The sequence below is a fragment of the Alteromonas sp. ISO5 genome, assembly GCF_058105165.1.
The window spans coordinates 3,659,964-3,681,331 of the sequence record NZ_CM176572.1; the positions used below are offsets into that span (position 1 = coordinate 3,659,964).

Annotated in this window: 14 protein-coding genes; 9 read left to right on the forward strand and 5 right to left on the reverse strand. The window is 49.0% G+C overall.

The features are described from left to right. Positions 1-154: 154 nt before the first annotated feature. The 6 genes from AC2T0J_RS16380 (at position 155) to AC2T0J_RS16405 (ending at position 10,183) form a co-directional block, all read left to right on the forward strand. Complete coding sequence (locus AC2T0J_RS16380) at positions 155-1,348, forward strand: MFS transporter (RefSeq protein WP_489806843.1); 1,194 nt, start codon at positions 155-157, stop codon at positions 1,346-1,348. 439 nt (positions 1,349-1,787) lie between these two features. After that, positions 1,788-2,363: an RNA polymerase sigma factor gene (locus AC2T0J_RS16385; RefSeq protein WP_489806844.1), complete on the forward strand. Its 576-nt coding sequence runs from the start codon at positions 1,788-1,790 to the stop codon at positions 2,361-2,363. 71 nt (positions 2,364-2,434) lie between these two features. After that, positions 2,435-3,412 carry a FecR family protein gene (locus tag AC2T0J_RS16390; protein ID WP_489806845.1) on the forward strand — a complete coding sequence of 326 codons (978 nt, stop codon included), beginning with the start codon at positions 2,435-2,437 and terminating at the stop codon, positions 3,410-3,412. A 257-nt stretch (positions 3,413-3,669) separates the two neighbouring features. Further along, positions 3,670-6,474, forward strand: coding sequence for a TonB-dependent receptor domain-containing protein (locus AC2T0J_RS16395; protein ID WP_489806846.1), 2,805 nt, complete (start codon positions 3,670-3,672; stop codon positions 6,472-6,474). A gap of 70 nt (positions 6,475-6,544) precedes the next feature. Next, on the forward strand, positions 6,545-8,692 hold the full coding sequence (locus AC2T0J_RS16400; RefSeq protein ID WP_489806847.1) for a penicillin acylase family protein: 2,148 nt from the start codon (positions 6,545-6,547) through the stop codon (positions 8,690-8,692). Positions 8,693-8,701: 9 nt separating this feature from the next. Beyond that, entirely contained in the window at positions 8,702-10,183 is a 1,482-nt protein-coding gene (locus AC2T0J_RS16405; RefSeq protein WP_489806848.1) for an FG-GAP repeat domain-containing protein, read from the forward strand. 118 nt (positions 10,184-10,301) lie between these two features. Here the strand turns inward: AC2T0J_RS16405 and AC2T0J_RS16410 are convergent, their stop codons facing one another. Further along, a complete protein-coding gene (locus AC2T0J_RS16410) occupies positions 10,302-11,081 on the reverse strand; it encodes an SDR family oxidoreductase (RefSeq protein WP_489806849.1) in 780 nt (259 codons plus the stop codon). A gap of 586 nt (positions 11,082-11,667) precedes the next feature. Between AC2T0J_RS16410 and hpaI the strand changes: the two genes are divergently transcribed. After that, complete coding sequence (gene hpaI / locus AC2T0J_RS16415; RefSeq protein ID WP_489806850.1) at positions 11,668-12,480, forward strand: 4-hydroxy-2-oxoheptanedioate aldolase; 813 nt, start codon at positions 11,668-11,670, stop codon at positions 12,478-12,480. Positions 12,481-12,511: 31 nt separating this feature from the next. Beyond that, entirely contained in the window at positions 12,512-14,059 is a 1,548-nt protein-coding gene (locus tag AC2T0J_RS16420; RefSeq protein WP_489806851.1) for an amidase family protein, read from the forward strand. On the opposite strand, the gene AC2T0J_RS16425 is transcribed toward AC2T0J_RS16420, so the two are convergent. Continuing rightward, positions 14,056-16,368: a winged helix-turn-helix domain-containing protein gene (locus AC2T0J_RS16425; RefSeq protein WP_489806852.1), complete on the reverse strand. Its 2,313-nt coding sequence runs from the start codon at positions 16,366-16,368 to the stop codon at positions 14,056-14,058. The genes AC2T0J_RS16420 and AC2T0J_RS16425 overlap by 4 nt on opposite strands. A gap of 239 nt (positions 16,369-16,607) precedes the next feature. Between AC2T0J_RS16425 and AC2T0J_RS16430 the strand changes: the two genes are divergently transcribed. Continuing rightward, a complete protein-coding gene (locus AC2T0J_RS16430) occupies positions 16,608-17,093 on the forward strand; it encodes a tetratricopeptide repeat protein (protein WP_489806853.1) in 486 nt (161 codons plus the stop codon). A gap of 129 nt (positions 17,094-17,222) precedes the next feature. Here the strand turns inward: AC2T0J_RS16430 and AC2T0J_RS16435 are convergent, their stop codons facing one another. From AC2T0J_RS16435 to AC2T0J_RS16445, 3 genes are all read right to left on the reverse strand, one after another. Beyond that, complete coding sequence (locus AC2T0J_RS16435) at positions 17,223-17,750, reverse strand: response regulator transcription factor (protein ID WP_489806854.1); 528 nt, start codon at positions 17,748-17,750, stop codon at positions 17,223-17,225. Further along, positions 17,743-18,810 carry an ATP-binding protein gene (locus AC2T0J_RS16440; protein ID WP_489806855.1) on the reverse strand — a complete coding sequence of 356 codons (1,068 nt, stop codon included), beginning with the start codon at positions 18,808-18,810 and terminating at the stop codon, positions 17,743-17,745. Before AC2T0J_RS16440 ends, AC2T0J_RS16435 begins: the two co-directional genes overlap by 8 nt. Before the next feature lie 149 nt (positions 18,811-18,959). Then, positions 18,960-21,242 carry a TonB-dependent receptor gene (locus tag AC2T0J_RS16445; protein WP_489806856.1) on the reverse strand — a complete coding sequence of 761 codons (2,283 nt, stop codon included), beginning with the start codon at positions 21,240-21,242 and terminating at the stop codon, positions 18,960-18,962. Between the last annotated feature and the right edge of the window lie 126 nt (positions 21,243-21,368).

Below are 21,368 nucleotides of genomic sequence, written 5' to 3' on the forward strand. Positions count from 1 at the left end.
AAGATAACGCTGGTAAAGCAGTGCACGGTTGGCTCTGTATTCCTACAAAAACACTCGCGTTTTATTCGTTTACTCTGCCAGGTTTATAACACCAGTTTAAACAGGCGCATACTCATTTATTTAACTGGCTTCGGCCATGTGTTTAAGGTTGTTTATGTCTGCACCACAAATTAAACAGGGCGCGGCGGTCTGGCCTATTCTGGCTATGGCGCTCGGCACCTTTGTTCTTGGACTGACCGAGTTTTCGGCAATGTCCATGCTGCCCTTAATCGCTGAATCATTCAGCGTCACTCCCTCGCTGGCAGGTAACGTGATCAGTGCCTATGCCATCGGCGTGGTGATTGGGGCGCCATTGTTCATGCTGCTGACCAATAAAACCAATCGTCGCACTGCATTAATTGGGTTTACCGCAATGATTTTGCTGGGCAATGGGTTAAGTGCGATTGCTTCATCCTTACCCGAACTGGTGGTTTACCGGGTACTGTCCGGATTACCCCATGGAGCTTATTTTGGTACGGCGTTGCTGGTTGCATCCGGCATGGCACCAAAGGGTAAGCGGGCTACCTATATGTCTAAAGTGTTTGCGGGTCTCACCATTGCCACTATTGTGGGTGTTCCCATGGCAACCCTGGTCGGGCAGAACCTTAGCTGGCGTGTTTGCATGGCAATCGTAGCGATTCTGGCGTTGATCACCATGTACCTGATTTACCGATTGGTACCCAGCAGCCCGGTAACCAATCCAACCCGCCTGCGGGAAGAGTTCGGCGTACTGAAAAACAAACTGGTATGGTCTATCTCCGGGATTATCTTTGTCGGCTTCGGCGGTGTGTTCTGTATTTACACTTATCTGGCAGACACCATTATCAACGTAACGGAAACTCCGGAAGTGACCATTTCCATTGCCATGATGATGTTTGGTATTGGCACCACAATTGGTAACCTTGTGATCAGTAAACTGGCCGATCACTCGCCGTTAGCTACTACGGGTATTGCCCTGTTATGCAGTGTGGCCATTGCTATCATGTACGTGTTTGCAGCAGCGAATATCTGGTGGTTATATGTCACGGTATTCCTGCTCGGTGCCAGCGTTGGTCTGGCTGCGGTGATTCAGTCGATGTTACTGGACGTATCGCCCACCGGGCACGCCATGATTGGTGCGCTGGTGCAATGTGCCTTTAATACCGCGAACGCTATTGGTCCCTGGGTAGGGGGCGCTTTGCTGGCATCCGGCGCTACGTTTAACGAAACCGGTTACGCCTCTGCAATGTTGTTTGTGGGAGGCTTTATTATGTGGGTCCTCAGCTACCTGCAGATGCGTAATCGACATATGCTGCCCGCTACGAGCTAACAGTATTCTGTACTTCAAGGGGGCGGTGGCCCCCTTTTTTATGATTTGAGCAACAGGTATTGGCGTAATTTGCAATGTTCACGTGGTGAATTTGTAAAAGTTGTAGGGCGAGCCAGAGTTTTGTCAAAATAACCTTATATTTGCCCTTTGAGTTATTGCATCCCGATGAAATCTCGGGTTACTCTAAATGAGCGAAATCGATTTAGAAGTGCGCCGGTTGGGAATAATAACAATAACCCGCCGATTGATATCTGATAAGAAGTAATAACAATAACTCGAAAAATTACCCAGTCAGTTATGCGATTTCATTCTAATTTTCTTCAACATTCTGCCTTTGGCTGAATGACTTAGGACCTTGCCTTTTTGCATCATTGCGATGCGGTATTAAATTGAGTCTGAACATCGTTATGCGATGGCAGATGCGTTGCAAGGAACTCTTATGCAAGATGAATCGCTGGACAAAAAGTCCATCTTTTCCGTATTTACAGAATGTAAGTCGTCACTTGTCAGAGTGGTTAAACGTTACTTAAGAAAAGAAAGTGATGTAGACGATATATTGCAGGAAGCGTTTCTTCAGACTTACGCCGCAGATCGTTCCACACCTATCCAATTGCCTAAAGTCTATTTATTTAAAACAACCAAAAATCTGGCAGTGCGTGAAAACTCAAAAATATCGACAAAATTAACCGAATATATAGAGGATTCTGCCGACTCGGTTCTCATTAGTGATGATAAGGATGCATTTGAGCTGTTATCTGAGCAACAGGAGCAAAAGCTGTTGCTCGAAGCAATTGCATTGTTACCGGAACAGTGCCAGCGGGTGACTAAACTCCGGTTAATAAATGGTGTTAAAATTAAAGACATTGCTGTCATGCTGAATATTTCCGTTAGTACCGCAGAAAAACATATAGCCAAAGGGCTCGAACGGTGCGACGAATATGTGCGTCAGGCGTTAACGATGGCGACTCAGCAAAAAGACAATGTAGATAACAAGCAAAAGCAGAGTAACAAATAATGACTCAGGTGGTTAACTTTCCATCCACAGAAGATTCGGTAAGCCGGACTGCTGCACTATGGGTGGCCAAAATGGACAGTGGTGAGCTTGATGCAGACGAGCAACGGGCATTAAATGAATGGATAGCGCTTGATCCGACCCATAAAGCAGAGCTTATCCGCTTGGCAAAACTATGGGACAAAATGTCTGATATCGGCCAACGAGAGACCGGTAGAGAAAACCTCTCTAATGATTCACCAGTAATAAGACAGAAACTGAGCAGGTTTAGAGAGTTTGCGTTAAAAACGGCAGCTTGTTTAGTTATTGCGGTGGCGATACCTACAACTGTGTATGTTCAGGAACGCTCTTCGGCATTATCGACAAATGGGCACTTTCTGACCGACGTTGGACAACAGCGAAATCTTGAATTAGCCGATGGTTCCGAAGTTTTTCTAAATACTAATACGGTAGTCGATGTCGATTATACTCTTGAGCGTCGGGTGATTAATTTGCTCAAAGGTGAGGCAAACTTTGACGTTGCACCGGATAAAACCCGCCCGTTTGTTGTTAAGGTTAAAAACGGCGATGTCCAGGCGCTGGGTACCAGCTTTTCAGTGCGGGTAGCCAACGATCAGGTCAACGTTCTGGTCTCGCATGGTACGGTTAGAGTCAATGCCAGCGAAAAAACGCCCGATTCTTCTCACTCTACAAATCCACCTATTCAAACGCGTACTTCGGTTGTTGTTGGGGCTGGTAAGCAGGTAATTTTTAATGAGAAAGCCGTTGATTCTGTAACTCAGCAAGATGAGGTATCACTGGCTCAAAAGCTTTATTGGAAAAAAGGTTTTCTGGCCTTTGACGATGAGAGTTTGTCGTCGGTGGTTGAGGAAGTCTCGCGATATACCAAATACAACATCGTCATTGCCGATCCCGAAATTCGAACCTTGCGAGTCGGTGGTTTTTATCCGATTGATAATCTTGAAACTGTATTTACCTCATTAGAGATGAATCTTGGTCTCAGGGTCAAAAAAGTGGGTGAAAATGCTTACTACATCATGAAATCTTCATGATTGTAGGCGCAATTTTTTGGCTTCAAATAAAAATATTATAAATTATTTCATTTTGGAGTGGTGGATTTTTTCTTTTCATTTCTCTTAACAGGTAAGGCTAAGTCATCAAAGGTGGAGACTGTTTAGTCTTAGCAGACCAATGAGCGGTTTAGCCCAGAGTGGGAAATTAGTTGATTAGTAAGGGTTGTACATTAATAGCGTTTTTCCTGCTGATTGAATGTGTCGCATTATCTCCTGTGCGAGCACAGACGTCTGCAGTGCAAAACGCGATTTTTTTCGACATACCTGAGCTGTCAGCAGGTGACGGGTTGCGACGTTTTGCGCAGCAATCCGGATTAGCATTAATTTTCCCGCAAACACTGGTGGCCGAATGCAAAACCAACGCATTAAAAGGTCATTACCTTATTGAAGAGGGCTTAAATAAGTTGTTAGCCGATACCTCCTTACAGGGGATCGTTCATTCTGGTTCTACTCTGGTAGTAAAACCAAAGAACCCGGCACAAAAACAGCAGCTGCCTTCTTCTGACAACTTTGAGAGAACAGAAGAAATGAAAGTGAAAGGTTTGAAGGGAACGCTTACAGTCGGTGCGGCAGTTGCTGCTGCACTTGCATCCTCACAATTATCTGCACAAGAAGTTGAAGAAGCTCAGGAAACCAAAGCAGGTAGTGAATTTGAGAGTATTGTTATCACTGGTGTTCGTGGTAGTCCGCGCTCAGTAATCGAAAGTCCAACGCCCATCGACGTGTTCTCCAGTGAACAGTTGGAACGTCAGGGACAAGTTGGCTTATTTGAATCCTTACGTTACCTGGTTCCGTCTTTAAACCTGCCGCAGCGCGCTGGTGGAGGTACTGCAACCTTTATCGCTTCAGCCGGACTTCGAGGCTTAAATCCAGACCAAACCCTGGTATTGGTTAATGGTAAACGCCGCCATAAAACATCATTAATTAACACCAGTACAGGCTTGTTCAGTGGCTCTGCAGGTGTGGATTTGAATATGATCCCATCGTCAGCGATAAAGCGTATCGAGGTATTGCGGGATGGAGCTTCGGCACAGTACGGCTCGGATGCAATTTCTGGTGTGGTTAATATTATCCTTAAAGACAATGATGAAGGCGGCAAGGTGACTACCAGTACTGGCGCTAACTTTGACCGTGGTGATGGTGAAGTTAAAACACTGGGCGTTAACAGCGGTTTTAACATTGGTGATGATGCTTTTGTCAACGTCTCCTATGACTTTAACGATAAGAAGATCTCGAACCGTGCGCGCCCGGTAGCTTTGCCGGAAGATGGTGGGTTGGCCTTTTTTCCTCAGTTGGACGATGGCAGCTACGACCCACGTGAATACACCATGGATCGTCTGATCACCAAGAACTTTGGTAATTTTCCACAAACGGTTAATTCCTTTGCTTTAAACGCAGGTATGGATCTGGACGCGGCTCAGGTGTACTTATTTGCAACCTACGCTACTCGTGATTCAGAATTGATTTTTACCTATCGTCGTCCAACTGATGCGCGTAATGTGCCGGAGATTTATCCTTTTGGTTTCCGTCCGGTTGAAGAGATCCGCGAAGATGATTTTGAAGTGGTTGCCGGGGTGAAAGTGTTCGCCATGGGCTTCGACTGGGATGTATCGGCCAGCTATGGTTCTGATAAAGCAGACTGGCATAACCTTGAGGGGCTTAATGCCAGCCTGGGTGTTGCCAGTCCCACCTCATTTTTCTTGGGTGAAATGAACGCTGATGAGGCGATTGCCCAGTTTGATGCGACACGCGCTATCCTGCTTGATGGCAGTGACATGCAATTTTCGTTTGGTATGCAATATCGCTATGAAGGCTTTGAAATTGTCCGCGGTGAAGAACTGAGTTATGTCGATGGAAATACAGGCGCTGCGCCTGGAGCTCAGGGCTTTCCTGGTTTTGAACCTGGAGCAGAAAACGATGTGTCGCGTAACAATATAAACGGTTACGTCGATGTATCATGGGACGTTACTGATAAATTATTTGTGGCAGGGGCTATGCGTTATGAGAGCTTTACGGACTCTGCCGGTAACGAGACACTCTTTAAACTGAATTCACGATATGAAATCAGCGATGAAGTGGCTTTCCGTGCTTCTGCCAGTACTGGTTTCCGCGCCCCCAGTATTCAGCAGCTTGGTTTCCGTGGTAGTCGTGGCCAGTTCGTTGATTTGGACAATGATGGGGATGCAGAAACTATCGTTTTGCGCCAGACGTTACCTTCAACTGCACCAGCAGCCCGTGCGCTTGGCGCAGAGCCGCTTACACCTGAAAAATCCACAAACTTCAGTGCAGGTCTGACATTCAACCCGGCCATTAATCTCTCGGTCACGCTGGATGTGTATCAGATCGATGTAGATGATCGTATTGCAATGTCTACCCAGTTTAATCGTGGTGATACCCGTGCAGCAGCGGGTGGTGGTTCAATTGGTGACCAAATTTCACTGCTTCTTGATGCCGCAGGGTTTGACCAATCGCTGGGCGCAGTGAACTACTTTACCAATGCCATTGATACCCGAAGCCGTGGTGTTGATGTTGTTGCAACCTGGTCGCCCGAACTCGCGTACGGTGATATCACGTTAAGCGGCGCCTTTAACTACAACACAGTAGACGTAGTGCATGTAGATGATAACCCGGAAGAATTATCGGGTTTAGTGTTAGCCGATGGGACGCAGATTGAACAATTTGATCGTGCACGTCTGGGTACTTATACCGATGCAGTACCCGATTACAAGTCAACATTTTCGGCCAATTATGCAGTTGATGGCTGGTTAATGAATGCCCGTGCAACCTTGTTTGGCCCATGGAAAGTCATCGCCGCCACAGCAGAGCAGGATCGAGACAATGAGACTCAGTGGATCGTTGATTTAGAAGCTGGCTATGTGTTTGAAAACGGTGTTGAGCTGTTTGCCGGGGCGAATAATATCTTCAATACCTATCCTGAAGAACGTTCGATGAATGCCTTTGGTACAGGCTTTTACGATACCTATTCACCCTATGGATTCACGGGTGGAAGCTGGTATCTGAGAGCAGCCTACGCCTGGTAACCGGATGAGCTTCGTCAGTGGGGCCGGAAAGTCCCGCTTTTCTCTTTTTCTAGGAACAAAGAATTCAATTATGACTAACATAAGAAAGCTAGTATTACTCGGTAGTTTGCTGAGTCTGTTATTAGTTGGCTGTGATGCTTCAACTTCAGGTTCTGCAGAACCTCAGGCCACAGAAACGGCTCAACCAGTAAACGGTACAGAAATAATCTGGGATAAATTTGGCGTCCCACATATCTATGGAAGCGATGCCGCAGCGGTATTTTACGGCTTTGGCTGGTCTCAGGCCAAGAGCCAGGGCGATGTAGTGCTGCGATTATATGGCCAGGCCCGTGCCCGCGGTGCTGAGTACTGGGGTTCAGAATACGAAGATACCGACAAATGGTTACTCGGCAATGACGTACCTGAGCGTGGTAAACAATGGTATGACCAACAATCTGATGCCTTCAAACAAAACCTGGATGCTTTTGCGCAGGGGATTAATGACTATGCCACAAAGCATGGAGACACAATTGATCCTGAGGTGCTAAAAGTACTGCCAGTTACTGGTGTGGACGTGGTGACCCACGCTCATCGGCTGATGAATTTTATTTATGTGGCGAACCCGCGACGAGTGATAGGAAATGCTGCGCCACCGGTGAAATCTGGATCTAATACCTATGCTGTTATGCCACAAAAATCCAAAAGTGGTAATACGTTGCTGTTGCAAAACCCACATTTACCCTGGGTAACCGGGTTCTTTACCTATTATGAAGCACATTTGATTGGTCCGGATTTTGAAATGTACGGTGCAACCCAGGTGGGATTGCCGGTTATTCGCTTTGCGTTTAATCAGAATATGGGGATTTCCAATACCGTAAACGGCATGCTGGGCGCAACGTCTTATCATCTGACTCTACAAGATGGGGGGTATGTGTTCGACGGCGAAGTGCGTGAGTTTGAGTCACAGAGTAAAACTTATAAAGTTCTGCAGGATGATGGTAGTACGATTGAAAAATCACTGCTGGTAAGGAAAACTGTTCACGGAGCCGTATTTGAGCGGGATGATGGTGAGATTATAGCGCTGCGAGTAGCGGGTCTTGACCGGCCCGGCATGCTGCAACAGTACTTTGATATGCTGCAGGCCAAGGATTTTGAAGAGTTTCAGACCATCATGAAGCGCCTGCAAATACCTACCTTTAATATCACTTATGCAGATAAAGCCGGTAACATCGAATACCTCGATAATGGTATCTTACCCAAACGTGATAAAGGCGATATGGCTTTCTGGAAAGGGCTTGTGCCGGGGGATACTTCTGAATACCTTTGGAATGAAATCCACAGTTATGACGAATTACCTAAGGTCATTAATCCGCCCAGTGGCTTTGTGCAAAATGCGAATGATCCACCATGGGTCGCTACCTATCCACCTGTTTATAAACCAGAAGATTTTCCTGATTATGTTGCGGTGAAGGGGCCTATGTCGTTCCGAGCTCAACAAGCAGTAAAAATGATGGTGGAACGCGACAAATTAAGCTTTGATGATTTTGAAGAGATCAAAACGTCTACTTATGCGCTGATGGCTGATCGTATCTTGGATGAGTTGCTGGCTGCTGCCGCTGATGATGAAGACCCTGACATGCAGGCTGCAGTTAAACTGTTGGCTGAGTGGGATCGTACATTCGCCGAAGACAACCGGGCAGGCATGCTGTTTGAAGCCTTTGCCACTGAGTTTTCTGGTCCGCCTCCCCGTTTCCTTGGCAAAGACAATTATAAGACTCCATGGTCTCTGGATGCACCAATCACTACACCTGTGGGTCTAAATGACGCTGCGGAAGCCGTGGACATGCTGCGGGTAGCGATCGCGAAAACCAAAGAAAAATATGGCAGGATTGATCCGCGCTTTGGCGACATTAACCGCTTCATTATTGAAGACGTTAATTTACCTGGTCACGGTGGTTTCGGTAATTTAGGTGCGTTTAATGTGATCACCTGGATGGATCCGGATGGCGACGGTATTCGTGAGCCCTATCACGGTGAGACCTGGGTGTCTATGGTTGAATTCTCAACGCCAATCAAAGCAAAAGGAATGATGGCGTATGGCAATTCACGTCAGAAGGGCTCGCACCATTATTCAGATCAACTGCAATTTCTGCATAGCGACGAGTATCGGACGTTATGGCTGCAACGCAGCGAAATTGAAGCGAATGCTGAAGCAAAAGAAGTGCTGACTCAACCATAGGAACAACACATGAAGAAGACAATTATTAGTTTCTGTGTTGCTACCACTTTCGCCGCCTGTGTTCAGGCGGCGACAACACAGAGTTTTAGCTCGGTACAAGCAGACGTGTTTGCCCAGAAAGGTTCGGTATCCCAGGCCTGGGGTGATTATGATAACGACGGTGATCTGGATTACCTGATTTCTATTAAAGGCGGCGAAGTCCGCTTGTACCGCAACGACAACGGGATGTTCGTTAGCGTTGGCGCTAAGCTTGGATTGCCTGTTTCCGGTGATCAAATTCGCGGCGTATCCTGGGGCGATTATGATAACGATGGTTATCTTGATATTATCGGCGGCTCCAATGAATATCCTTTTGCCAGCCGTTCTTATGTCTGGCATAACGAACAGGGTAAAAGCTTTACAGAAGTCGGCGTTGAAACAGGCCTGGCTAATTACGGTCGCATCAGTCGGCAAACCAACTGGGTTGATGTCAACAACGATGGTCAGCTGGATGTGTATGCTGCTGACCGTGCTGGCGCTAACGCGTTGTTTTATAATCAGGACGGTAAGTTTATCCCGGCTAAATCTGAATCAAAGATTTATGATGTACGCTGGACGGTAGGCGCCTGTTGGTTTGATATCGATAGCGATGGCGATCTGGACTTGTTCCTGGCTAATCAAAACGGTCAGACCGATGCAGTGGTCAGAAATGATGAAGGAATATTTACCGATATAGCCAAAGAGCTGGGTATGGAGCAAAGCAGCCGCTCCCGCGTCGAAGGTGGCGTAGGTTGTGCCGTTGGTGATTTTAATAATGACGGTCGTCTGGATTTGTACGTGGCGACCTATGGCCTAAACCTGCTATACCAGAATAATGGTGATGGTAGCTTTACCGAAGTAGGTAAAGCCATGGGTGTTCAGGATCCGGATCATACGGTGGCAGCGGCCTGGGGTGATTACGATAATGACGGATTGTTAGACTTAATTGCTGTGGGTTACCACAAAGTTGATGGTGTTTCAGAGCCTTACGGCAAGTTATATCACAATACCGGGACTGGCTTTACAGTGGACGAACGTTTCCCGGAACTGGTAACAGCCGGTGATCATGGTGTTGAGTGGGTCGACTACAACAATGATGGTGCATTAGACCTGTCGGTCACTGATGGTTATGGCGATACCGGAGGCCATTTTGTGTTCCGCAGTCATCTGGATGATGAGGCTAGAGCCCGTATGTTGTCGATTCTGGTAACCGACAGTAAAGGGCATTATACCCAGGCTGGTGCTGAAGTACGTTTTTATAATCAGGCTGGCGAGGTCCTGGGTACCCGAATGGTATCAACTGGCGGTGGGTATAATGCGCAAAGTGCACGCCCGGTTTACTTTGCTGCGCCGAAACTGGCTCCGGTAACCGTTAAGGTTCGGTTTATGGGTAAGGCAGAACCGGTTGAAGTGACTCTCTCGGCTGATGAGTTCAGTCAGCGTCCCTACATTATCAAGCGGCCAAATAAGTGATTGTGGATATCACTCGGGTTAACCTGAGTATTTAAAGGGTCCCTAATTGTCTGTTGAATGATTCAATGAGGCAAGGGTGAGACTGGCCTGGTTCGCTGGGTCAGTCTCACATTTAATTTTAAAATGCGCTGGGATTTAACCCGCCATCAAGCAGAATATTTTGCCCGGTGATATAGCCGCCATACTGGCTGGCCAGAAAAGCACAGGTATTGCCAAACTCTTTAGGATCGCCAAAGCGGTTGGCGGGTACTTTGGCGGCGAGCTCTTTCGCTACCGTTTCTTTGTCGTTGCCAGTTCGACCCATGCCCGCATTTAAAACGCCATCTAAACGGTCGGTGGCGAAGTAACCCGGTAAGATATTGTTGATGGTGACATTTTTGTCGGCCACAGTACGGGCGATACCGGCCAGAAAAGCCGTCAGGCCAGCGCGGGCTCCACTGGAAAGATCCAGTCCGGCAACCGGCATTTTTACCGTCATTGACGTAATGTTTATGATACGGCCAAAACCACGTTCAACCATGCCATCAAGCACCTGCTGCACCAGGTTAATCGGTGTTAGCATGTTCATGTTTATGCCGTCCACCATGGCCTCATTATCCAGTTCACGGAAGTCTTTGAGTGGTGGTCCACCATTGTTATTTACCAGAATATCCGGTGCCGGGCAGGCCGCCAGCAGTTTGGCCTGTCCTTCAGGTGTGCTGACGTCACAGGCAACCGGCGTGACTGTGACGCCGGTTGCGTCACTCATTTCTTTAGCTACAGAGGCCAGTCGTTCTGCATTCAAACCGTTGATCACCAGATTAACCCCGGCGTCTGCCAGTGCCTGAGCGCAGGCCCGGCCCAAGCCACGGCTAGAGGCGCAGACAATGGCATGCTTACCTTTAAGTCCTAAATCCATACAACCTATCCTTACGTGTTGTGACCTGTTGGCATGATGCCAGCAGGCAAAGAAACCTTAGCGTCTCATCTTACCGGCTTAAAGCTGTATGAAAAGAAGATCTGTCGTTAAATTGGGCGCATACAACGAGAAGTTAGCCTGGGCATAGCCGCACTCTGAGACGGAGGGAATGTTGTTGGGACGGGGCAGTGAGAGATAAACGCTAAAATCGTTGTCGCTATTGCCAGGGGACGTAGTCACGGCTAGCTCGCCCTGATGAAATTCAACAATACGTCGGGCCAGAAACCCCTGACCAATAATGCCCAGGGGAGCCGTTGTTATATGCAGGGTAGTGACGGGAGCTAGTTGCTCTGATTACTGAACCTGAGTGAATGTTGCTGAAGTGATATCGTCGGGGTGTTATCGCTGCCATCGGCATCATTTTTACTTTCATTGCGATAAATCACACAGTGAGCCTGCTAACAGACTCAACATTGTGGTGAATTTCCGTATACTGGGGAACAGGTAAAGTCCAATCACTCGTGCAAACCATCTTTATCTGTAATGAAGCCAGCGTAAGACTGGCTCTGACAATCAGGAGTACCCTATGCCTGCCCCGATAAATACATTTAAACAGGCTATCACCGGTGACACAGCACAAATTGGTTTGTGGCTGGGACTGGCGAATAGTTATACCGCCGAATTGCTCGCTGGTGCTGGCTTTGACTGGCTGCTCATCGACGCGGAACATTCACCCAATGACTTGCGCACCATACTTGAGCAATTGCAGGCCATTGCGCCTTATCCAGCAGTGCCCATCGTGCGCCCGCCGTGGCCGGACGCGGTGCGTATAAAGCAAATTCTGGACTTGGGTGTGCAAACCATTCTGGCGCCCATGGTCGATACGGCCGGACAGGCTGCTGAAGTGGTGGCTGCCACCCGTTATCCACCAGAAGGGATCCGCGGTGTTGGCAGCCCGCTGGCCCGGGCGTCGCAATTTAACCGCACTAAAGATTATCTGGAAACCGCTAACGATCAGGTCTGCGTGTTGATTCAGATTGAAACGGTGATCGGTGTGGAAAATCTCGATGCTATTTTAGAAGTCGACGGGGTGGATGGTATTTTTATCGGCCCGGCGGATTTAAGTGCATCCATGGGCTACCTTGGCGATCCGGGGCATGATGAGGTGCAAAAGGTTATCGAGGCCTGCATTGCTAAAATCGTAAAGGCCGGTAAAGCGCCGGGCATACTGATTGGCGATCAACAACTGGCCTTACGCTATATTGAGCTGGGAGCGATGTTTGTAGGCGTAGGCACCGATACCGGTTTATTGCTGAATGCTTCGGCAGCACTGGCTGAGTCGTTTAAGCCGGATTTGGTCACGCCCGTGCCACAAACCGGCAAACGGTCGGTTTACTAACCTGCCACTGATTGAGGGTAAAGGAGACGTTATGAAGCTTGCGTTACTACTTGTCATTTGCTGGTGTATCGCCGGGTGCCAGACAACAACTGATAACCCTAAACCAGCGCAAACGCCCATAATATCGGAATTTACCCTGCAGGAAGCCACCATAGCTGATATTCATCAGGCCATGATGGCTGGCGAGCTGAGCGCAGAGGCGCTAACCAGACAGTACCTGGAGCGCATTGCCAGGCTTGACCAAAGTCGCTTTTTAAACGCTATCGTCACGGTAAATCCGCAGGCACTGGTCCAGGCCCGAGCCCTGGATGCCGAGTTTGCCCGCAGCGGAAAACTCAGGCCGTTACATGGCATACCGGTTATTGTGAAAGACAATTATGATACCCGTGGGCTGCAAACCACCGGTGGTTCGGTAGCGCTGAAAGGCGTTACGCCGCCCGATGATGCCTTTCAGGTGGCGCGCTTAAAGGCGGCTGGTGCCATCGTACTAGCTAAATCCAATATGGCCGAGTGGGCCTTCAGCCCGAGCTGGACCATGAGTTCTGTGGCAGGATTAACCCGTAATCCGTATGATCTATCACGTAGCCCGGCAGGCTCTAGTGGCGGCACCGCCGCTGCAGTTGCTGCCAATTTGGGGGCAGTAGGGCTGGGCACCGATACAGGCAATTCCATTCGCGGACCAGCCTCTCATAATGCGCTGGTGGGGATCCGCAGCACCATGGGCTTAACCAGTCGTGATGGTATTATTCCGCTTTATTTACGCAATGATATTGGTGGCCCTATGGCTCGCACGGTTGAAGATGCGGTGCGCGTGCTGGATGTGATTGCTGGCTATGATGAAGCCGATCCCATCACGGCGAGGAGCCAGGGACAGCGTCCCGCCAGTTATCTGAGCTCCTTGCAGGCCGATGGCCTGCAAGGAGCAACCATAGGCGTACTACATTATTACACCGATACCGCCACCATTGATGACGAAATTAATACGCTGTTTAATCAGGCAGTGAGCGACCTGATAGCGCGAGGTGCGCAGGTGATCACCGTAGCTATCGACGATTATGCCAGCCTGATTAAAGATAACTGGTGTAATACTTTTGTCAGTGACGTTAATGGTTACCTCAACTCTGTGGCAAACGTTTCCCGTTATGATTCGCTGCAGGCGATTTACGACGCACAGTTGTATTCGGTGCCCATAAAAGAATCTCTGGAGTATATGCTGGACCCGGAAAATCAGGGGCAGGACTGCGGTGATCTTTACACCAATCCGCGTAATAGTCATTTTCGTGAGCAAGTAGTAAAGGCTATGGATGAAGCGGGTGTTGATGCGCTAATTTATCCTACCTGGAGTTTTCCGCCGCGCAAAATTGCGGATACCGAGGGGCATAAAGGGGACAACAGTCAGCATATTGCCCCGCACACCGGCCTGCCAACCATTACCGTTCCCATGGGATTCACCCGTGAGCAGCGTTTACCCGCAGGGATAAGCTTTGTAGGTCGTTTGTTTGCCGAATCAACTCTCATCAGGTTGTCTTATAGTTACGAACAGGCAACGGGCCATCGTAAGCCACCACCGGGTTTCTAAGGTGTGAGTAATGCCCGCTGGCTAGCAGCTTGTTGGTGCTGTTCGAGTAGTTTCTTACGGATGTCTTCAGTCGTATTGTCCGCTTCAATAAGCCAGTAGTAATCGATCCAGCCGCCTGGACTACTGGCGGAGTAAGATGTTTTCTGTTGCCCGCTCATCAAAGGGTAGATCAATAGTGGCGCAGCGTTATCACCAATTGTCGCTACCAATTGTTGCAGGGCTTCAGACGTCGCATCCGGTAGAGGCGTTAAAGCCTGCAGCGCCGCATAGAAACGGAAATTGTGTATATTTACCTCTGGCGCCGTGTTGGCAATCCGTTCGGCAATCCGTTCGGCAATCCGACCTCGTAAATAGCTGATAGCGGCCTCACTTTCACCGCTTTGCAGGTAGTTTTGATAAAGCAGAGGCAACAGGCTAAAAATTCGATTGTCGAGTAAGGGTAATTCAAGCATTAACTGCCGGGCGACATCAGCTGACTGTTGTGGCTGAGTAAAGCGCTGTAAGCCCTGCCAGAATCTGGCGTGGGGCGTGTCACCCAGTAAGCTTGCGGTGTGTCTGAACCACTGCTCAGCCTGCTCTTTATCGCCCAGCTCCAGATATAACAGGCCCGTATAAGCGGAGTTGACTCCTGAGGCTGAGTCGATGTCTGCTGATTGCAGCATACTGGCTACTGCCGCGCTTAATTGCCCCTGCCGATGTAAAATTTTCGCCTGCCAGACATAGGCCCAGGTATAATTGCTGTCGATACTAATGGCGTTTTGCACCGCTTTAAGTGCTACCTGGTATTCATTGCGCCAGAAATGCACTATGGCCAGATTAACGTTGATCCATGGGGAGAGCGGATCAAGCTCGTAGGCCTGCTGTGCGCGGGAAAGAGCGGCATCAAAACGGTTACGGGCCAGCTCCAGCTCAGAATAGATATACAGGGCGGTAGCGTGATTAGGCTGACGATCGAGAATGCCATTCAATGTGGTTTCCGCTGAACTGAAATTGCCTGCGGCGGTAGCAATGATCACGCTGGCCAGTAACGCATTGGTTTCGTGTGGATTGCTGCGTAATGCTGTGGAAATGGCGGCTGCGGATTTTTGCAACGCTTCTTCGCGGGGCATAAAGGCGTCATGAAAATCATGACGGGCATAAAGGTACGCCAGCTTGCCGTGGGCGGCGGCAAAATCAGGTGCGAGCTCTACCGCCTGTTGGAAGGCAGCTTCAGATTTATAGATCCACTCGCTGGTTTTGCCGTTCATCAGCCAGTAATTACCGCGCAGATAGTACTGGTAAGCTTCGATATTGTCTGGCGAGGATGTCTGAGTTACCGCAGCTTCATTATCCAGGGGCAATAGTGCTTCATTCAGGTGCCGGGCTATATTTTGCTGAATGGCAAATAAGCTGGACGCTGTATTGGTGTAACTTTCAGACCACACCACGCGGTCAGTTTTTGCATCGATAAGGCGAACAGCAATTTTAAATTCGTCATCTATACGTCTGACGCTGCCTTCTACCAGAAAACGTACGCCCAGCGACCGAGCCACATCAGACAAACTATTACGCTCTGAATTGGTGACCGCCAGAGTAGAGTAGCGCGATGGTACGTCGAGATTCTTGTTGCGGGTGAGGGAATTGGTGAGCTCCTCGGTAATACCGTCGGCAAAATAAAGCGTGTCATCATCATTACTCAGTTGCCTGAGTGGTAACACGGCTACCGAAATGCGTTGTACATCGGCCTCGATGGTATCGTTTGTGACTGTTTTAGTGAGCGTAAACACCACAACCGCCACTAGTACAAATAGGACAACAGCAACAAACAAGGCCTTTCTGCTGACTACCGGGGCAGCGGAAAGCGCTTTTTGTGGTGCAGGTTGTGTCGCTGGTGCCGGGTCTGCAGGAGGCTCTAATGCCTCCTGAGCAGGTATTCCTGACGTCACAGATTCTGTGCTATCTGGCGACGGGGCGGGTTCTGGTGGTGGCGGGGTGGTTTGCCAGTTAACTTCACCACGTAATCGATAGCCTTTTTTCGGCACGGTCTGAATAAGCCGGCGTTGCTGACTATCGCCAAGCGCCTGACGTAACTGAGAAATGATCCGGGTTAATGCTTCTTCCACTACCACCCGACCGTTCCAGACATCGCGCAATAATTCACCACGTTCCACCGTGTCGCCGGCATTGCAGGCAAGCAGGTAAAGCACGTGCATGGCTTTCGGTTCAATGCGCCGAATATCCCTGCCTGTTCGGATAGTGTGATCGCCAATATCCACCACGATGGCGTTAATGGTAAAGCATCCTTTGCCGGGTGGGGGATTAAATGACAACCTTAGGTCTCCGGAATTTCATTAGATTTTATTGTAACTCATTATAAAAAAAGAAATAAATAAACCATTAGTTATTCTTTAGGTTTTAATTTGTTGTTCATCAGGCAGCTTAGCGAGTCGTGTTACATACTCAATCGAAATTTAAACAAGTAGTGGCCTTTTGGTTAACAAGCAAGTTTGTGCATGTCGACAGAGGATAAGGCTAACAAATAACTGTTCGTTGTGTTGAGGAAAAAACTATGCCTTTCATTAACCGTATCAAAAAGCCGTTGCTCGTTGCTGTATGTTGTTCATTTGCTGGTGGCGTAATGGCAAGCAGCCAGGTTACCACCGAGTCTTTTCAACTAAAAACCAGTATGCGCGATGTGAATGGCGTTCGCGAAATTGAACAGGGCGATTTTGCTAAAGGTATTGCCCGTACTAAAGCAACACTGGCTCGTACCAGTGTGAGTGTAAACCGCTTACCGCTGGTGAATAACCTTTGTGTTGCTTATGTAGCGGTTGGTGACTTAGACAGTGCAAAAGCGCACTGTGATGAAGCTGTTGATGCCAGCAACAACAACGTATTCGCTCTTAACAACCGTGCAGTGATGCACTGCCTGGCCGATAACACTCCGGCATGTATTGCTGATTTAACCCTGGCCAATGAGAGAAAAACCAAGCAGCGTATTGTTTCGCAAAACCTGCAACTGGCCAAACAACGAGATTTGCTGAGCAAAAATTAATTGCAGATGTTCCCTCTGTGAGCTGTAGCCCCTGGCAAAAGGGGCTCTTATCGGGGTGTTGGTAACACGGATTACCGTTTATACCCCACAGGCTGTCTAGTCAGTCTGCAGCCCCGGCTTCGCCGGGGCTTATTTTTTTGTTGGCGAGTGTTTTTGCAGTTTACGTTGCAGGCTGCGCCGGTGCATACCTAACGCTTCTGCCGTTCTGGAAATATTACCGTCATGCTCGGCGAGGATCCGCTGAATATGTTCCCACTCGGCTTGTGCCGCAGTCAGCGGTTTATGTTCAGCTGTTGTGGTAGCTGGTTGTCCCTCAAGTTTACTGATAAGTTCATTAAAGCTGGCTGGTTTCGCCAGGTAGTCCGTGGCCCCGCGTTTCATTGCGGTTACCGTGGTGGCAATGCTGGCGTAGCCAGTCATGATGATCAGGTGTTGTGGCTGATAGCGGGCTTTCAGTGCACTGATAAACTCAAGACCCAGTTCGTCGCCAATCATCATGTCCAGTAATATGCCATAACAGGGCGTGGCTGGCGCTGCCAGGGCTTCACTGGCCTGAGCATAGGTCGTTACTGAATAATTCCCCGTTGTAGCAAAGCGCCGTGCCAGAACCGCTGTAAGTCGCGTGTCATCATCAATAATTAGTAATGGCTTAGTCAACCCTGGGTTCTCCCTGATTAGCCAAGGGCAGTTCAATCAACGTTGTTACCAGATTGCTGCTTTTCTCCCAACTGACCTTGCCGCCACATTTTTCAATGGTAGCGTTCGATAAGACCGCGCCTACACCAAACCCCGACTCACTGTGAATAAAGCGGGAACCTAACAGTTCCTTAGGGAAAGGGTTGTCTTTATTTATTGGATTGGTGACAGTTAATCGAAAAACGGATTGCTCAGCGTCCACGCTCACCGTTACGGCACTGCCTGAAGCAGCGTCACAAGCGTTAATCACAATGTTGGCCAGAGCGGGGATCAGGGTGCGGTCGCCTTTAACGCTGTCTGTCACATCTATCCGGGGCGGCCAGCTGATTTCAGCTTCAGGGCGGGCGAGCAGCAGTAAATGCCTGATTGAAGTAATCAACGCGGCGGCTTCAAACAAGCTGGTTCTTGATTCGCGAACATCGTCCGCCACGTCACGCCAGTTTTTCAATAAGGTTTCGAGCTGAGTAAACTGCCCCTCAAGCTCAATAAGTAAGCTATCGTCGAGGCTTTCCTCGAGTTCCTCTAAAATCAACCGCATGGTTTGCACCGGAGTAGCCGCATCATGGGTAAGCTGTGCTGCGGCAGTGCCGATGGCCAGTAACTGTTCGTCTCTGAGCTGGCGTTCACGAAGCTGTTGAATGGCCGCGGTTTTTGCGCCCAGCTGTAAGCGAAAATAAAAGATCACAGTGGTGACCAGTAAACTGGTTAATACAAAACTTAGTACCATTCCCTGGGCATGATTTTGCATCATAGCTGAGTGGTGGTCGGCAGCTGGCACAATGAGTTGCAGGCTTTGCCCCACGATACTGACAGCCAACACCACAAAGCCAGCTTTAAAAGGCAGCAACATCAAGCTCAACACCAGTGGTACCAGCAAAATACTGCTGAAGGGATTACTGGCTGCCCCGTTCAGGGCGATGAAAATATTGACCAGGCCGATCTCCAGTAACGCCAGAAACAAAGTGAAACCAGCAGGAATACGGCGTCGGCCAAAAATAAGAAGAAACAACAGCAGTAGCATGTTAGCACCAAATTAAATCATTGTGGGCTAGTATACCGGAGTTTTGCGAAGACGGTTTGACCGGGCGCAAGAGAGCAAAAAAGAAAAGGTGTGGCATTTATCGTCCGCAACAACGATTAAGCCAAGCCGCCACACCTCTTTTCAGACCTTTAAAATTGCCACTGAAACCCTGCGTAAACCGCACGCCCCATACCCGGCACCGCTATCCCGTAGGGAATGCCATTGAGAGACATGGTCATGCCCTGGCCGGTGTAGGTGCCGCCGGTAGGATTGAAGTAAAACTTATCGAGCAGGTTTTCAACACCGGCATCGATGCGAAATGAAGCCCACTGGTGACTCACCTGCAGATTCAGTAAGCCATATCCTGCGGTTTCAATTTCATTACGGATCGCAGACACCTTTTTCTTGTTACTTGCTAACACCCATTCAAGACTACTCTGCCAGCCATCCAACCGATGTGATAAGGTTAATGAGCCTTGTAAAGGAATGACCTGATATAACCCAGAACCAGTGTCTTTATTTTCGCCACTGGTGGCACTCAGGCTGCCATCGAGTTGCCAGTGGCCGCTGCTACCATGGCTGATATGCCAGGTGCCACTTACATCCGTACCATAGATGCGGGCAGACTGGTTGTCGTAGCGCAATACGTTAAATTGATCCGGCATCCACATCATATTGGCCGCTACTGCATCGATATAGTCATAAATGTAGGTATAGTAACTGGTAACGGTTAGCGAATTATGTTGCTCATCCTGCCAGCTGATACTCGCTGAAATAGTATGGGCTTGTTCTGGTGACAATGACGCATTTCCCACGTAGCCGTTGCCATCGCCAACCAGGTTATTCATACCGGCAGCCATCATCCATGACGACCAGGTGTATTTCTCATACAAGTTGGCTGAACGCACCTTGTGAGCGTAGCCGAACTCAGCATTAAGCTCACGGCTCGCCTGATAGCGCGCTACAAGCGTGACATCAAAGTTGTTGTCGGTGGAGCTGCGTGAGCCATTGTTAAAAGCCAAGGCTTCCATCATTTGCATACCGGGTGCATTAGCACCCATGGCATAACCTTCTGCCTCACCGGTTTGCATGGCTACATTTTCATAGCGCAGGCCATACATAAGTAACCAGTTAGCAGCGGTTGCATGTTCACGCTCAGCATAAATGGCAATGCGATCACGCTGGCCATCATTAATATTTAAGAACGTACCGGGGCCCATTCCACCACCCGATGGCGTCCAGTAATCGTCGAGACTATATTGCTGAAGCTCCAGCCCAACACGCAGAACATCATTGGCAGCCAGATAATAATCGGCTTTTACGGTCAGGCCATTGTTGTCTGACTCACTGTACATGGGCATTCCGGCCGCACAGGTGCCCTCCGGGTCGCCCATAAAACGGATCGGTGTGCAGGGCATTCCCATCATGGCATTGCTGCCATACCAGAATTGTTTATCAGCACCAAAATTCATCATGTGGTCCACCTCTTCATGGTAGACACGGGTCGTTACCTGACCCCAATCAGTGTCGCGATGCCATGCCAGGTTGAGGTTGATTTGTTCATTATCCAGTAAATCCATGCGCTGATTCGGGTAAAGCTGCAGAGGCATATCCTGATAGCTCAGTCTGGCATCAAGGCGGTTATTCTGATCGGCCTGCCAGGCAAAACGTACGCTGTGATTTTGGTTTTCATAGGCACTGGACCCCACCTCATCGAGGGCAAGTTGGTGATTCGGTCGGCCAGTGGTTGTCTGTGTTTTAAATGCTTCGGCGGCTGAGTAGTTATTGGCTTCACTCCAGTTCCCCGTATAGCTGAGCAGGGTAGTCTTTGAAACATATTGCAGCGAAAGGTTTGCACCGCGGGCATGGTTATTACTTCGGTAGAAACCGCCAGCCTTGCCGGAGAACGTTGCCGCGCTGCCAGATGAAAACTCAGGTGGCAGCGACTGTACAATAATAGAGCCACCGAGACTGTCGCCGCCGACGCTGACGGGCGATAACCCGGCATAGACGGTTAACGAGCCTACGTCACCTGGTGCCATGTAGGATAGCGGCGGATTCATGTGGTTTGGACAAGAGGATATCAGGTCCATGCCATTTACTTTCACCCGCAGGCGGTCGTCGGCCAGGCCGTGAATTGCTGGCAGACTGGATAAACCGCCAGCGGCATTGAGATGGACGCCGGCTAAACCACGCAGCAAACTGGCGGTGTCAGCGTTAGCGGCACCTTTGCGTTCAATTTCGGTATCGCTCAGTACAGCGGTATGACCTGACAAAATATGACCGGTATGATCCTCAATCGTAATGTGTTCAATATCAGTTTCCGCCGGACTCGCGTTGGCATAAGCGAAGTCACTAAGAACGCTAACAGACAATGTGATGGCGAGTGCCAGTCGGCTGCGCGAAAACCTGCCGTGCTGTGGGTGTTTCATTAAAGCTCCTGAGTGTCAGTGTCAGGCTAAAGTTGTTATTTAATATCAGGGGCCTGACTAAGTGACCTAATGATAACGAAACCGGCTGTTCAGCCAATGCGGCATATTGTCGCATTGGCTGGTTTA